Annotated in this window: 11 protein-coding genes and 6 tRNA genes; 1 reads left to right on the forward strand and 16 read right to left on the reverse strand. The window is 55.0% G+C overall.

Annotated features, from left to right (window positions below; translation table 11 throughout):
- Positions 1-30: 30 nt before the first annotated feature.
- The 4 genes from ybeY to miaB form a co-directional block, all read right to left on the reverse strand.
- On the reverse strand, positions 31-504 hold the full coding sequence (gene ybeY, locus OCH02_RS20525) for an rRNA maturation RNase YbeY (RefSeq protein WP_012005654.1): 474 nt from the start codon (positions 502-504) through the stop codon (positions 31-33).
- Positions 501-1556 (reverse strand): PhoH family protein, encoded by a 1056-nt coding sequence (locus tag OCH02_RS20530; protein ID WP_261432735.1) that lies wholly within the window; start codon positions 1554-1556, stop codon positions 501-503. The genes ybeY and OCH02_RS20530 overlap by 4 nt, the downstream gene beginning before the upstream one ends.
- A 214-nt stretch (positions 1557-1770) precedes the next feature.
- Positions 1771-2106, reverse strand: coding sequence for a zinc ribbon domain-containing protein YjdM (locus OCH02_RS20535; RefSeq protein WP_261432736.1), 336 nt, complete (start codon positions 2104-2106; stop codon positions 1771-1773).
- A gap of 199 nt (positions 2107-2305) precedes the next feature.
- Complete coding sequence (miaB, locus tag OCH02_RS20540; protein ID WP_261432737.1) at positions 2306-3742, reverse strand: tRNA (N6-isopentenyl adenosine(37)-C2)-methylthiotransferase MiaB; 1437 nt, start codon at positions 3740-3742, stop codon at positions 2306-2308.
- Between the two features lie 325 nt (positions 3743-4067).
- Here miaB and ubiF point away from each other — a divergent pair, with 325 nt between their 5' ends.
- The gene (gene ubiF, locus OCH02_RS20545; RefSeq protein ID WP_261432739.1) at positions 4068-5249 is read left to right on the forward strand and encodes a 3-demethoxyubiquinol 3-hydroxylase; all 1182 of its coding nucleotides are present in this window, start codon (positions 4068-4070) and stop codon (positions 5247-5249) included.
- Between the two features lie 85 nt (positions 5250-5334).
- Here the strand turns inward: ubiF and OCH02_RS20550 are convergent.
- From OCH02_RS20550 to nagB, 12 genes are all read right to left on the reverse strand, one after another.
- Positions 5335-5409, reverse strand: a tRNA-Gln gene (locus tag OCH02_RS20550).
- A gap of 19 nt (positions 5410-5428) precedes the next feature.
- Positions 5429-5505: transfer RNA gene (locus OCH02_RS20555), tRNA-Met, on the reverse strand.
- A 38-nt stretch (positions 5506-5543) separates the two neighbouring features.
- Positions 5544-5618: transfer RNA gene (locus tag OCH02_RS20560), tRNA-Gln, on the reverse strand.
- A gap of 47 nt (positions 5619-5665) precedes the next feature.
- A tRNA-Gln gene (locus OCH02_RS20565) sits at positions 5666-5740 on the reverse strand.
- 29 nt (positions 5741-5769) lie between these two features.
- Positions 5770-5854 (reverse strand) — tRNA-Leu (locus tag OCH02_RS20570).
- Between the two features lie 10 nt (positions 5855-5864).
- Positions 5865-5941, reverse strand: a tRNA-Met gene (locus tag OCH02_RS20575).
- Positions 5942-6161: 220 nt separating this feature from the next.
- On the reverse strand, positions 6162-7826 hold the full coding sequence (gene asnB, locus OCH02_RS20580; protein WP_261432740.1) for an asparagine synthase B: 1665 nt from the start codon (positions 7824-7826) through the stop codon (positions 6162-6164).
- Between the two features lie 414 nt (positions 7827-8240).
- The gene (locus tag OCH02_RS20585; RefSeq protein WP_261432741.1) at positions 8241-9695 is read right to left on the reverse strand and encodes a carbohydrate-binding protein; all 1455 of its coding nucleotides are present in this window, start codon (positions 9693-9695) and stop codon (positions 8241-8243) included.
- Between the two features lie 300 nt (positions 9696-9995).
- A complete protein-coding gene (locus OCH02_RS20590) occupies positions 9996-10748 on the reverse strand; it encodes an HAD-IIA family hydrolase (RefSeq protein WP_012005661.1) in 753 nt (250 codons plus the stop codon).
- A gap of 67 nt (positions 10749-10815) precedes the next feature.
- Positions 10816-12036 carry an N-acetylglucosamine repressor gene (locus OCH02_RS20595; RefSeq protein ID WP_126501385.1) on the reverse strand — a complete coding sequence of 407 codons (1221 nt, stop codon included), beginning with the start codon at positions 12034-12036 and terminating at the stop codon, positions 10816-10818.
- A 27-nt stretch (positions 12037-12063) separates the two neighbouring features.
- Complete coding sequence (nagA, locus tag OCH02_RS20600) at positions 12064-13203, reverse strand: N-acetylglucosamine-6-phosphate deacetylase (RefSeq protein WP_261432742.1); 1140 nt, start codon at positions 13201-13203, stop codon at positions 12064-12066.
- A gap of 18 nt (positions 13204-13221) precedes the next feature.
- Positions 13222-14022 carry a glucosamine-6-phosphate deaminase gene (gene nagB, locus OCH02_RS20605; RefSeq protein ID WP_012005664.1) on the reverse strand — a complete coding sequence of 267 codons (801 nt, stop codon included), beginning with the start codon at positions 14020-14022 and terminating at the stop codon, positions 13222-13224.
- Positions 14023-14168: the final 146 nt, after the last annotated feature.

Consider the following 14168-nt stretch of genomic DNA (forward strand, 5'->3'; position numbering starts at 1 on the left):
ATACGGGGGCTGTGGGGAAATCAGCTGACGTCAGAGGGGGTCTTTTTCCGCCAGGTACGGGTCCGGGTAACCCAGTCCGTGCATGATTTCGGTTTCCAAAGACTCCATTTCTTCGGCTTCATCGTCTTCGATGTGGTCATACCCTAGCAGATGAAGGCTGCCGTGGACAACCATATGCGCCCAGTGGGCCTCCAGCGCCTTGTCTTGCTCAGCCGCTTCTCGTTCAACCACCTGACGGCAGATGATCAGATCGCCCAGCAACGGCAGCTCGATACCCGGAGGTGCTTCGAACGGGAATGACAACACGTTGGTCGGTTTGTCCATGCCACGATAGGTCAGGTTCAGTTCATTGCTTTCGGCTTCATCCACCAGGCGAATGGTGACCTCTGCTTCTTCCTGAAACTGCGGCAGCACGCCTTCCAGCCAGCGCTGGAAGGTGGCTTCGTCCGGCAGGCCACTGTTGTCTGCACAGGCCAGCTGCAGATCCAAAATCACCTGACTCATGGTGTCTCCTGCTCGGAGGCGAGGATCGCCTCGCGTTTACGTTGTTCGGCAATGGCGTCTTTGCGCTTTTGTTCGGCGGCTTCCCAGGCTTCATAGGCGATGACCACGCGGGCCACCACCGGATGACGTACCACGTCTTCACTATGGAAGAAGTTGAAGCTCAGTTCTTCAACGTCCGACAGCACTTCCACGGCATGGCGCAGGCCGGATTTTTGGTTGCGCGGCAGGTCTATCTGCGTCACGTCACCGGTAATCACTGCCTTTGAATTGAAGCCGATGCGCGTCAGGAACATTTTCATCTGTTCGATGGTGGTGTTCTGGCTCTCATCAAGAATGATAAACGCATCATTCAGGGTGCGGCCACGCATATAGGCCAGCGGTGCAACTTCAATCACGTTACGTTCAATCAGTTTCTCCACGCGCTCAAAGCCCAGCATTTCGAACAGGGCGTCGTACAGCGGGCGCAGGTAAGGATCGACCTTTTGGCTCAGATCTCCCGGCAGGAAGCCCAGTTTCTCACCGGCCTCGACCGCAGGGCGGGTCAGCATAATGCGGCGAATTTCCTGGCGTTCCAGCGCGTCTACCGCAGCGGCAACCGCCAGATAGGTTTTGCCGGTACCGGCCGGGCCAATACCGAAGGTAATATCATGGTCGAGAATATTGGCGATGTACTGCGCCTGGTTCGGCGTGCGTGGTTTCACCATGCCGCGTTTGGTTTTGATGGTAACCGCTTTGCCGTAATCGGGCACGCTGTCGGCAACCTGTTCCAACACCCGGCTTTCTTTAATGGCCAGATGGATCTGTTCCGGGTCGATATCCGGGATCACGCCGCGGATGGGCGAGGTATCCACATACAGGTGGCGCAGGATATCGGCGGCGGCAACCACGCACAGGTTTTTGCCAACCAGCTTGAAACGGTTATCACGGCGGTTGATTTCAATGCCCAACCGGCGTTCGAGTTGTTTGATATTGTCATCAAACGGGCCGCACAGGCTGAGCAATCGCTGATTGTCTGCCGGCTCTAACAAAATTTCTTGTGTTGCGACGTTCAAACTATTCCTCAAGGCTCATATCGGGCCTGGTTGATTTTCGGTACGCGCATTCAGGGCAAACCCTGAGGTTCTCTACCCTGAATTATTCATGGTGCGGAGCATGGGTGCAAGTTTACCCATGATCTATCTGTGCGTCGGCGCTGAATTTCAAGGGCAGGGGGCGGAAAAACGCGGCCAAAACAGCCGCGTAATGACTTGAGAAGAGAAGCTGGGATCAGTTCTTTTTCACGAACTCGGATTTCAGTTTCATTTGGCCAAAGCCATCAATTTTGCAGTCGATGTTGTGATCGCCTTCCACCAGGCGAATGTTCTTCACCTTGGTGCCAATTTTCAACATCGAAGAGCTGCCTTTGACCTTCAGATCTTTTACCACGGTCACGGCGTCGCCGTCGGCCAGCAGGTTGCCGTTGGCATCTTTGACAATCAGCGCATCGTTGTCTTCCACCGGGGCGCTGTCGCTCCACTCGTGGGCGCACTCAGGGCAGATAAACAGATTGTTGTCCTGGTAAGTGTATTCGGAATTGCACTTCGGGCAGTGTGGGAGTTGCATGCTATGTCGCCTCTTCAATCAAAAAAATAAAAAAAAGAAAATTGCCGGGCGCGTGGCCCGACAGAGAAATAAAGGGGGATGTGCTAATTGTCATCCCAAAATAATTGGTGCTGCATCAAGGCGGCAAGGACGCGAATCCCCGGGAGCTTAGTAAACTAAGTGACCGGGGCGAGCGTGCGCAGCCAACACAGATGCAACTTCAAGTATGAAGGGAAGGGTGGTAAATGCCGACACCCAGCGCATTCTCTTTGCGGGTACGGGCGATCACCGACTGCGGGGATTCATGTACGCGCAGATCCATCTGCTGTTCGGTACGCACCACTGCACCACGCAGTGAGTTGGTCAGGACTTCGGTGATTTCCACATCCACGAACTGGCCAATCATATCCGGCGTGCCCTCAAAGTTTACCATGCGGTTACAGGCGGTACGGCCCGCCAGCTCCATCACGCTTTTACGTGAGGTGCCTTCCACCAGAATGCGCTGTACGGTGCCGAGCATCCGGCGGCTGAACTGCAGCACCTGCTGGTTGATGCGATCCTGCAGGATATACAGGCGCTGTTTCTTTTCGTCTTCGCTGACGTCGTCCACCATATCGGCCGCCGGGGTACCTGGGCGTGACGAGTAGATAAAGCTGAAGCTGGTGTCGAAGTTAATCTCGGCAATCAGGTTCATGGTCTGTTCGAAGTCGGCCTGGGTTTCCCCCGGGAAGCCGATAATAAAATCAGAGCTGAGCTGAATATCCGGCCGCGCCTTGCGCAGTTTGCGAATGATCGCTTTGTATTCCAGTGCGGTGTGCGCGCGCTTCATCATGGTCAGTATGCGGTCTGAACCGCTCTGGACCGGCAGATGCAGGAAGCTGACCAGCTCCGGCGTGTCTTCGTATACCGCAATAATATCGTCGGTGAATTCAATCGGATGGCTGGTGGTGAAACGGATGCGGTCGATGCCGTCAATGGCCGCCACCAGGCGCAACAGTTCGGCAAAGGAGCAGATGCCGCAGTCGTAGGTTGCCCCGCGGTAGGCATTGACGTTTTGGCCGAGCAGGTTGACTTCACGCACGCCTTGCGCCGCCAGTTGGGCGACTTCAAACAGCACGTCGTCGCTTGGGCGGCTGACTTCCTCTCCGCGGGTATAAGGCACCACGCAGAAGGTACAGTATTTGTTGCAGCCTTCCATGATGGAGACAAAGGCGGTCGGGCCTTCGGCACGGGGTTCCGGCAGGCGGTCGAACTTTTCGATCTCCGGGAAGCTGATATCGACGATTGGGCTGCGGGTGCCCTGCACGTGGTTGAGCATTTCCGGCAGGCGATGCAGGGTTTGCGGCCCAAACACCACGTCGACACAAGGCGCACGGCTACGGATATGCTCACCTTCCTGTGAGGCCACGCAACCCCCCACGCCGATGATCAACGCCGGGTTCTTTTCTTTCAGCAGCTTCCAGCGGCCCAACATGGCGAAAACTTTTTCCTGCGCTTTCTCGCGGATCGAGCAGGTATTGAGCAGCAGCACGTCCGCTTCTTCAGCGTTGTCGGTCCATTGATAACCGTGCGTGCTTCCCAGTAAGTCCGCCATTTTTGATGAATCATATTCATTCATCTGGCAGCCCCAGGTTTTGATATGTAGTTTTTTGGTCATTGACTTGCCATTACTCAGTGCGGAGCGAAAGTTGCGATACGCGACATGCAGGGCGCTTATAACTTATGGCTTTCAAGTTGCAGTTAGGCGGCAAGTTCGGGAGTCCCCAGGCGCTTACTCAGGTAAGTAACTGGGGTGAGCGAATGCAGCCAACAACGCTGCAGCTTGAAAGACGACAGGTATATTGTAAACATTTGACGCCGTTGTGACCAGCGTGGGGAAAACGGCATGCGACCTGAAGCCAAATTAAAAATCCGTTACACTGATGCCAAACGCCATGCCGGTGGGGATGGCGATAATTAACCAAGAAAAAATAGCCAACAATATGAACACTTCTCAAAAACGGTATGACGCGGTGGTGGTAGGCGGTGGCATGGTTGGCGCGGCCGCTGCGCTGGGGCTGGCGCAGGCCGGTTGGTCGGTGGCATTGCTGGAACATCAGGCGCCGCAAGCATTCGATGCGCAAAGCCCGCCGGACTTGCGTATTTCCGCGATTGGCTGCACCTCGGTAGGGTTGCTCAAACAGCTCGGTGCCTGGCCGGCGGTGCAAGCGATGCGCACTGCGCCGTACCGCCGTTTGGAAACCTGGGAGTGGGCATCGGCACGGGTGGCGTTTGACGCCGCTTCACTCGGCCTGCCCGAGCTGGGCTTTATGGTGGAAAACCGCATTTTGCAACTGGCACTGTGGCAGCAGCTCGAGCAGTGCGACAATCTGACGCTCTATTGCCCCGCCAGACTGCGTTCGCTGCAACGGGGTGACGAGCATTGGCGAGTGACACTGGACTCCTCTGAGACGCTTCAGACGCGTCTGGTGGTCGGCGCTGATGGGGCCAATTCGCAGGTGCGTAATTTGGCGGCCATCGGTACCAGCGGCTGGCAGTACCGTCAGTCCTGCATGTTGATCACCGTTGAGACCGGTGCACCGCAGCAGGATGTGACCTGGCAGCAGTTTTTCCCCTCAGGCCCACGCGCTTTCCTGCCGCTGTATGATCAATGGGCTTCGCTGGTGTGGTACGACAGCCCACAGCGTATCCGTCAGTTGCAGGCGATGCCACCAGCGCAACTTGAGCGCGAAATCGCTGAGGCGTTTCCTGCACGTTTGGGAACGGTGAAAGTGCATGCCGCCGGATCTTTCCCGCTGGCGCGTCGCCACGCACAGCGCTATGTGTTACCGGGGCTGGCGTTGCTCGGCGACGCAGCACACACCATTAATCCGTTAGCCGGGCAGGGCGTGAACCTGGGATATCGCGATGTGGACGCCTTGCTGGCGGTTTTGAGTGAGGCGCGGGAACAGGGTGAGGACGGGAGCAGTGAAGCGGTGCTGATGCGCTATCAGCGTCGTCGCCGTACCGATAATCTGCTGATGCAAAGCGGTATGGATCTGTTTTACACCGCCTTTAGCAATAATTTGGCACCGTTAAGTGTGGCACGCAATCTTGCGTTGATGGCGGCCCAACGGGCGGGCAAGCTAAAGGAACATGCGTTGAAGTATGCGCTGGGTTTATAACCTGAACGGGTTCAGCTTGCTGGGCCCGGCCATTGACCCGAATGCCCAATAGCAAAAAGCCCGCCGAAGCGGGCTTTTCTAAATGTGGCTGGGGTGCCAGGATTCGAACCTGGGTATGCTGGTATCAGAAACCAGAGCCTTACCGCTTGGCGACACCCCAATGGTGTAACAGTAAAATATGGTGGCTACGACGGGATTTGAACCTGTGACCCCATCATTATGAGTGATGTGCTCTAACCAGCTGAGCTACGTAGCCATTTTTTGATATTTTACTTTAAAAGTCAATGATGTTGATGGCTGGGGTACCTGGATTCGAACCAGGGAATGCTGGTATCAAAAACCAGTGCCTTACCGCTTGGCGATACCCCATCAACAAATTTTCAACTTCTTCTTACTGCATCCAACCATTTAAAAAATGGCTGGGGTACCTGGATTCGAACCAGGGAATGCTGGTATCAAAAACCAGTGCCTTACCGCTTGGCGATACCCCATCTGATGCCTGCAACCCGATGATAAGAAATGGTGCGGGAGGCGAGACTTGAACTCGCACACCTTGCGGCGCTAGAACCTAAATCTAGTGCGTCTACCAATTTCGCCACTCCCGCAAAAAAAAGATGGTGGCTACGACGGGATTTGAACCTGTGACCCCATCATTATGAGTGATGTGCTCTAACCAGCTGAGCTACGTAGCCATCTTTTTTCGCGCAACCTTCATCGGCGTTGCGGGGCGCATTATGCGTATATGGCCGTTTTGCGTCAACAAGTTTTTTCCCGAAAAAGCGACCGGATGTGTTGTTTGTCTGGGTTGTGAACAGTATGGCGATAAAATCACCAATTCCGACAATTAATGGTTGAAAACATCAACAAAAAGGCGGGCCCGAAGGCCCGCCCAGGGAATAAAACGCCCGGCGATTATTTGTAGGCGGACTGGTGAACGCCGACTGCACGACCAGAAGGATCGTCCATCTTTTTGAACGACTCATCCCATTCGATGGCTTTGGCTGAAGAGCAGGCTACTGACGGGCCGCCAGGCACGCATTCGGCCGCGCTTGGCAGGGGGAACAGCTCTTCAAAGATTTCGCGATACAGGTAGCCTTCCTTGGAGCTAGGCGTGTTGTACGGGAAGCGGAAACGTGCGGTTTCGAGCTGTTGATCGCTGATCTGCTTGGCAGCGACTTCTTTCAAGGTGTCGATCCAGCTGTAGCCAACGCCGTCGGAGAACTGCTCTTTCTGGCGCCAAGCCACGCTGGCTGGCAGGTAGGATTCAAAACATTCACGCAGGATATGTTTTTCCATTTTGCCATTGCCGCACATTTTGTCTTTCGGGTTAATGCGCATCGCCACGTCGAGGAATTTTTTATCCAGGAAGGGGACCCGGGCTTCCACGCCCCAGGCGGACATCGCCTTGTTGGCGCGCGCGCAGTCAAACATATGCAGGGCCAGCAGTTTACGCACGGTTTCGTCGTGGAACTCACGAGCATCCGGTGCCTTGTGGAAGTACAGGTAACCGCCGAACACTTCGTCCGCACCTTCACCAGACAGCACCATCTTGATACCCATCGCCTTGATCTTGCGTGACATCAGGTACATCGGGGTGGAGGCACGGATGGTGGTGACGTCATAGGTTTCGATGTGATAAATCACGTCGCGAATGGCGTCCAGGCCTTCCTGCACGGTGAAATGAATTTCGTGGTGTACGGTGCCCAGGTGGTTAGCCACGTCCTGCGCGGCGCGCAGATCCGGTGAACCTTCCAGGCCGACGGCGAAGGAGTGCAGCTGCGGCCACCAGGCTTCGCTGCGCTCTTGATCTTCCACGCGGCGTGCGGCGTACTTTTTGGTAATGGCGGAGATCACCGAAGAGTCCAGGCCGCCAGACAGCAGCACGCCGTAAGGCACGTCAGACATCAGGTGGCTTTTCACCGAATCTTCCAGCGCGTTGTGCAGGGCGTTGGCGTCGGTGACGTTGTCTTTAACCGCATCGTAATCGAACCAGTCACGCTGGTAGTATTCGCGGATCTCACCGTCCTGGCTCCACAGATAGCTGCCCGCCGGGAATTCTTTGATGGTGCGGCAAACCGGCACCAGCGCTTTCATTTCAGAGGCAACATACAGGTTGCCGAATTCATCATGCCCCATGTACAGCGGGATAATGCCCAGATGGTCGCGGCCAATCAGGTAAGCGTCTTTCTCGGAGTCGTACAGGGCAAAGGCGAACATGCCCTGCAGATCGTCGAGGAAGTCGGTGCCTTTTTCCTGATACAGCGCCAGGATCACCTCACAGTCGGAACCGGTCTGGAACTCATAGCGCTCGCTAAGTTGCTGACGCAGTGCCTGGTGGTTGTAAATTTCACCGTTAACCGCCAGAACGTGGGTGTGCGCAGCGTTGTACAGCGGTTGGGCGCCATTGTTGACGTCGACAATCGACAGGCGCTCATGCACCAGAATGGCTTTATCGCTGGCGTAAACACCGGACCAGTCCGGGCCGCGATGGCGCATCAGACGGGACAGCTCCAGCGCTTTCTTACGCAGTTCAACGGGATCGGACTTCAGATCGAGCACACCGAAAATAGAACACATATACCGACTCTCCTAACGACTTTTTTATACCCGTCATACTTCAAGTGGCTTGGGTGTTGGCTGCCTTCACTCACCCCAGTCACATACTTGAGTAGGCTCCTGGGGCTTCGCTCAGTTGCCGCCTACAAGCAACTCGAATTATTTTGGGCATAGACTGTGATGTTGTGTTTGGTTTTATAGGCAGCATGGCCGGCTCATCAGCGATGGCACGGTTTTGCTGCGTTGTGTTTATGAAAATGCGTCAAAAGCGGCAGGGGATGCAAGCGTTTTAGCGCTGCGCTGGAAAATAGTTGTTTGGGATAGGTCGAATATTAGCGGATGTTCAGTTAATGACGCATAAAATTAACGAATATGCATTTTTTTACTAAATAGATGAGTTGCCGGGCGGTTTTTCCGGCAACTCATTGCTGCTTATCAGGCGGTCAACTGCCACAGGGTGAAGGCCGCATCCGGCGTCCAGCCCGCGTTAGAGGTGTGTGCCTGAAGGCAGGTATATTTCTTGCCTTTATAGGTCACCACATCACCGACCTTATAGCCGTGGTTGTTCTGCCACTCGCCTGGGGTAGGATCGGGCGGTGTGCCGCCGTCTGCGGTTTTCACCGCCAGCGCATTGCTCGGCAGTGAGGTACTGCCCTGGTTATCGGTGGCGGTAACGAAGTAGCTGTATTGCGTTGCCGGAGTCAGGCCGCTGTCTTGCAGCGACAGGCCGCCGGTCTGGCCGATAGCGCTACCGTTACGGTAAACCGTATATTGACTCACCGGATTGACGCTGCTGGCAGCCGCCCAGTTCAACGTCAACGACGTTGCGGCGATCGTGGTCGCGTTCAACGCCGTTGGCGCATCAGGCTTTCCCGGTGGTGGCGTGATCCCTCCCTGGATCAGCGCGGCATAACGCGTTTTGAATTCCCAGTTATAAGCCACGCCGGCCTTGCTCCTGCCGTTGTCCCAGTTTACCGACCAGGTCATCAGGCCCTTGATCGACAAACCTTTGGCGTCAAGACGCGCGAAGGCGTTATAAACCGCCATTTTGTCGACCACATAGCCGGTGGCGGCAGCGTCATTGTTGGTTGGCAGACCGATAACGAATTTGGCTGCCGGGATTTTGGTATAACCACGGGTGCCGGTTACCAGACTTTCGGTCAGGTAATACAGGAAATCCTCTTTCATGGCATCGTTATTCTGGGTGATCCAGGCGCCTTTACCGCCGTTGGCTTCATCCACCCAGATACCATCACCGCCCTGATTATAATATTGCGGCGCGATAAAGTCGTAATAGCCTTCGAGCGCGGTAATATAATCCAGGTAAGTACCGTTGGTGCGTAAATAAGGGAACTCGGGCGCCATGCTGACAATAAAGTTTTTACCTTCGGCTGCATAGTGTGATTTAACTTTTTTCAGTGCGACCGGCAGAACGGTTTTATTATTGGCTGCACCAATGGCGGCCTGTTCCAGATCGATATCCAACCCGTCGAAACCGTAGGTTTCCACCAGGCGGATAATCTCATTGGCCAGCTTGTCTTCGTCGCCGGTTTTCAATTCAATATGCGCGTCTGCACCACCCAGTGAAATCAGCACGGCGCGGCCCTGGCTATTGAGCACGCCAACCTGACGGCGGAACTCGGCATCAGACAGGTTGTAAGGCTTGAAGGTGGGGATACCTTCGCCTTTCATAAAGGCCACGGCGACCACGTTATATTCGGCCGGAATGTCGGTCAAATTCATATTGGCGAATTGGCCTTGCTGATAACCGTCACTGGCACCGGCGGCCCAGTTGTGCCAAAAACCCATCATGATTTTTTTATTGGTCATGTCCGGCATGATGGCTGCGTCATCTGCTGCTTGTGCATTGATCATATTATTGGTGCTCATGGTAACCTCGTTTTTTTAAGTAAGATTATTTCCGCACGACGTCAATATCAGTGATTGGCGGGGCGTAAATATAGAGTGCGCTTTTTAAACGAGGCTGGGGTGAAACCTTTGGTGGGCAATAATAAATTTAATTCAACTTGGGGACGTTACCCTAAATAATTGGAGTTGCATTGAGGCGGCCAGTTTGTAAGTCCACAGGAGCATAGATAACTATGTGACTGGGACGCATAAACGCAGCCAACGAAAATGCAGCTTCAAGTATGACGGGTATAAGGGTGGCCGTGATGGCCACCGCAGGCATTAGAAAATATTGATATCGGCGACGGACGGGAAGATATAACTCGGGCGGAACGGCATGGTTTCGACATCGTTCAGCGTCGAGACGCCGGACAGCACCAATACGGTTTCCAGACCGGCCTGGAAGCCTGCCAGAATATCGGTGCGCAGGTTATCACCGACGATCACCGTTTCTTCCGAATGCCCCTGCATCTTATTCAGTGCGGCACGGATGATCCACGGGCTTGGCTTGCCAACGTAAAACGGTTTGCGGCCGGTGATTTTCTCGATGGGGGCGCACAGCGCACCGCAGGCCGGCACAAAACCATGGCCGTGGGTATCCGGGTTGGTAGCAATAAAGCGCGCGCCGTTATTCACGAAGTAGGCGGCCTTGTGCATCATGTCCCAGTTGTAGGAGCGGGTTTCGCCGACGATGACGAAGTCCGGATTGATGTCGGTAATGGTGAAACCGGCTTTATACAGTTCATGAATCAGCGCGCCTTCACCGACCACATAGGCTTTTTTGCCTTCCTGACGGCGCAGGAAATCGGCGGTGGCCATGGCGGAGGTATAAAACGCGCTTTCCGGCACTTCCAGTCCGGCGGCGGCGAAGCGGTTCGCCAGATCCTGCGCGGTCTGTGACGGATAGTTGGTCAGCACCACCAGCGGCATGCCCTGTTCCTGAATGCGCGCCAGGAAAAGATCGGCACCGGGAACCGGCGTGTTGTCATGCAGCAGCACGCCGTCGATATCACATATAACGTTTTTGATTGTCATTGTTGCTGTTTCTCATGATTTGCGGCAGGCAAAACGCGAAGATAGCACACCTGCCTGAAGCGGCGGATCAGCTTTCCAGCAATCGCTGCAATAGCACGCCGTTGAGCATCGCCCGCTTGGCCAGGGCGAAAGCGCCGATCGCCGAGCGATGGTTGAGTTCGGAGGTGACCACCGGCAGATTTTTGCGGAAGTCCTTCAGCACCTGAGTATTGATGCAGCTTTGGATCGCCGGCAGCAGCACTTTTTCCGCCTCGGTAATTTCACCGGCGATCACCACTTTCTGCGGATTAAACAGGTTGATGGCGATAGCCACGGCTTTGCCGAGGTAGCGGCCGACGTGTTCGATCACTTCGCTGGCCAGCAGGTCCCCGCGGTTGGCGGCCTTGCAGATGGCGGCAATGTTGCAGTCGTCGAGGGTCAGCTTGCTGGGGTAACCCTGGGTCAGCAACTGGCGCACACGGTGTTCAATCGCGGCGTTGGCGGCGACGGTTTCCAGACAGCCGAAGTTGCCGCAGTGGCAGCGCTCGCCCAATGGGTCAATTTGAATATGGCCAATCTCACCGACGTTACCGTTATTGCCCAGGAAAATCTGGCCGTTGACGATAATGCCGGCGCCGGTGCCACGGTGCAGACGCACCAGAATAGAGTCTTCGCAGTCGCGGGTGGCGCCAAAGTAATGCTCTGCCAACGCCAGGCTGCGGATATCGTGGCCAACAAAGCTGGTGACGTTAAAACGTTGCTGCAGGTTATCGACCAGCGCCCAGTTGTTGACGCTGATGTGCGGCATGTAACGCACTACGCCCAGCGCCGGGTCAACCAGGCCAGGCAGGATCACCGCGATGGCGATCAGCTCACGGAGCTTGCGCTGGTAGTTTTCGATAAACTGGGCAATGGCGATAAACAGCGCGTTTTCCAGCGTCTCCTGGGTGCGTTCCGGCAACGGGTAGTGTTCTTCACCGAGCGATTTGCCGCTCATATCGTACAGGGTGATGGTAGCGTCGTGACGACCGAGGCGCACGGCCACGGTGTGGAAATGCCGGGTTTCGGAGACAATGGAAATGGCGCGGCGGCCGCCGGTGGAGGCTTGCTGATCGACTTCTTTGATCAGCCCGCGCTCCAACAGCTGGCGAGTAATTTTAGTGACGCTGGCGGGCGCTAGCTGGCTCAGTTCGGCTATTTGAATGCGCGAAATCGGACCCTGCTGGTCGATCAGGCGGTAAACCGCTGCGCCGTTGAGTTGCTTGACTAAGTCAACGTTCCCTATCTGTGCCTGTCCGCCAGTACTCATCAATAATTTTACTCGCTGTTCATTAAATTAAACCTCGTTACCGTTAACGAGCGTTTTGGTGACTTTAAAATCACGGGTAAAGGCCGTCAGGTTCGCCACTTTACCAGGTTCGATAGTGCCTAAACGGTGGTCCACGCCGATAGCGCGCGCCGGATACAGCGTCGCCATGCGCAGTGCTTCGTCCAATGCAATACCGACGTGCTCAACGCTGTTCTTTAACGCGTCAATCATGGTCAGCGCTGAGCCGCTCAGGGTGCCGTTTTCGTCCACGCACAGCCCATCACGATAGTATATTGTTTTACCGGCAAAAATAAATTGGTCGATATCGGCACCTGCCGGCGCGGTGGCGTCGGTGACCAGCACCAATTTATCACCTTTCATGCGCTTGGCGTTACGGATACTCGCCCAGGCCACGTGATGGCCGTCGGCGATAATGCCGGTATAGACTTCCGGCGTGTCGAAAATCGCCCCCATCAGCCCTGGCTCACGCCCGGTAATATACGGCATGGCGTTATACAGGTGAGTGGCGAAGGTGATACCGGCGGCAAAGCCGATACGGGCCTGATCGTAGGTGGCGTTCGAGTGACCGGCGGACACCACGATGCCAGCTTCGGTCAATTGCTTGATAAAGTGCGGCTCCACCATTTCCGGCGCCAGCGTGACTTTGGTTATCACATCGGCATTGGCGCACAGATAGTCGATCATCTCGCGGGTTGGTTTGCGGATAAACGCCGGATTATGGGTGCCTTTCTTCAGCGGGCTAAGGTACGGCCCTTCCAGATGCAGGCCAAGCGCCTGATTGGGATGTTTCTTCAGATAAGCGCGCATCACTTCGATGCTGTGCTTCATAAATTCGTCGCTGCTGGTGATCAGCGTCGGCAGATAGCTGGTACAGCCGGATTTTTCGTTGGCACGCTGCATAATTTCCAGCGTCTGTTCCGAAATGGCCTCCAGCGAATCGTTAAACTGCACGCCGCCACAGCCGTTAAGCTGCACGTCGATCAAACCGGGGGCCAGGATAGCGCCACCCAGATCGCGCGTTTCAATGCCGGCCGGCAGTTCAGCCAGCGGGCAGACTCGTTCAATCAGCCCATCAGCGATAATAACTGCGTGGTCGTCAAGTACGTCGTGGCCGGTATAAATGCGGCCGTGGGTTAAAGCGAACATCGTAGCCCCCTGCAAGAATTAAAGACTCTTAACGCTTTCCGCTTCTAACTCGCGGAAATATTTAACGGTTTTGACTTTCAGTTCCATGGTGGATGGCTCATCGCACACCACAACGGCCTTGGCATGCAACTGCAGGCAACTGATGGTCCACATGTGGTTGATATTGCCTTCCACTGCGGCTTCCAGCGCCTGTGCCTTGGCATGGCCGGTCACCAGAATCATCACTTCTTCTGCATCAAGCAGCGTGCCCACGCCCACGGTCAGGGCAAATTTTGGCACCAGGCTGACATCACCGCCGAAGAAGCGGGAGTTGGCGATGCGGGTATCTTCGGTCAGGGTTTTGATGCGAGTACGGGATGCCAGCGATGAAGCCGGTTCGTTAAACGCGATATGACCGTCGATGCCAACGCCACCCATGAACAGGTTGATTTTGCCGTAGGATTTGATTTTCGCTTCGTACTGGCGGCACTCGGCGTCAACGTCCGGCGCATTACCATTCAGCAGGTTGATATTTTCACTTGGGATATCAACGTGATCAAAGAAATTACGGTACATGAAGGTATGATAGCTTTCCGGGTGTTCCTGCGGCAGGCCAACGTATTCGTCCATGTTGAAAGTCACCACATGCTTAAAGCTTACTTCACCTGCTTTGTGCATCGCAATCAGATGTTTGTAGGCTTCCAGCGGGGTACCGCCGGTTGGCAGGCCGAGCACAAACGGACGCTCCGCAGTAGGCTTGAATGCGTTGATGCGCTGGACGATATGGCGGGCGGCCCATTTGCCGACTTGTGCAGTATCTTTCAGTGGGATAAGTCTCATCTAACACCTCTTGGGGTAAGTAAACTAAAGCTATACTGGTTCGAGCCTGAACGAGAGTCTTAAGCCTAACCCAGCTTTATGATTCTCACGTGATGCTTCAGGTTCAATGATTTTTTTAATGATAAAATAAGTTTTGTGTGATGGCT

Origin of the sequence: Serratia quinivorans, assembly GCF_946227985.1 — a bacterium.
GTDB lineage: Bacteria > Pseudomonadota > Gammaproteobacteria > Enterobacterales > Enterobacteriaceae > Serratia > Serratia quinivorans_A.

Excerpts from the sequence above, each read along its gene's own strand:
- ybeY (WP_012005654.1), bottom strand. The coding sequence starts at position 504 with ATGAGTCAGGTGATTTTGGATCTGCAGCTGGCCTGTGCAGACAACAGT.
- OCH02_RS20535 (WP_261432736.1), bottom strand. The coding sequence starts at position 2,106 with ATGCAACTCCCACACTGCCCGAAGTGCAATTCCGAATACACTTACCAG.
- miaB (WP_261432737.1), bottom strand. The coding sequence starts at position 3,742 with ATGACCAAAAAACTACATATCAAAACCTGGGGCTGCCAGATGAATGAA.
- ubiF (WP_261432739.1), top strand. The coding sequence starts at position 4,068 with ATGAACACTTCTCAAAAACGGTATGACGCGGTGGTGGTAGGCGGTGGC.
- asnB (WP_261432740.1), bottom strand. The coding sequence starts at position 7,826 with ATGTGTTCTATTTTCGGTGTGCTCGATCTGAAGTCCGATCCCGTTGAA.
- OCH02_RS20585 (WP_261432741.1), bottom strand. The coding sequence starts at position 9,695 with ATGAGCACCAATAATATGATCAATGCACAAGCAGCAGATGACGCAGCC.
- OCH02_RS20590 (WP_012005661.1), bottom strand. The coding sequence starts at position 10,748 with ATGACAATCAAAAACGTTATATGTGATATCGACGGCGTGCTGCTGCAT.
- OCH02_RS20595 (WP_126501385.1), bottom strand. The coding sequence starts at position 12,036 with ATGAGTACTGGCGGACAGGCACAGATAGGGAACGTTGACTTAGTCAAG.
- nagA (WP_261432742.1), bottom strand. The coding sequence starts at position 13,203 with ATGTTCGCTTTAACCCACGGCCGCATTTATACCGGCCACGACGTACTT.
- nagB (WP_012005664.1), bottom strand. The coding sequence starts at position 14,022 with ATGAGACTTATCCCACTGAAAGATACTGCACAAGTCGGCAAATGGGCC.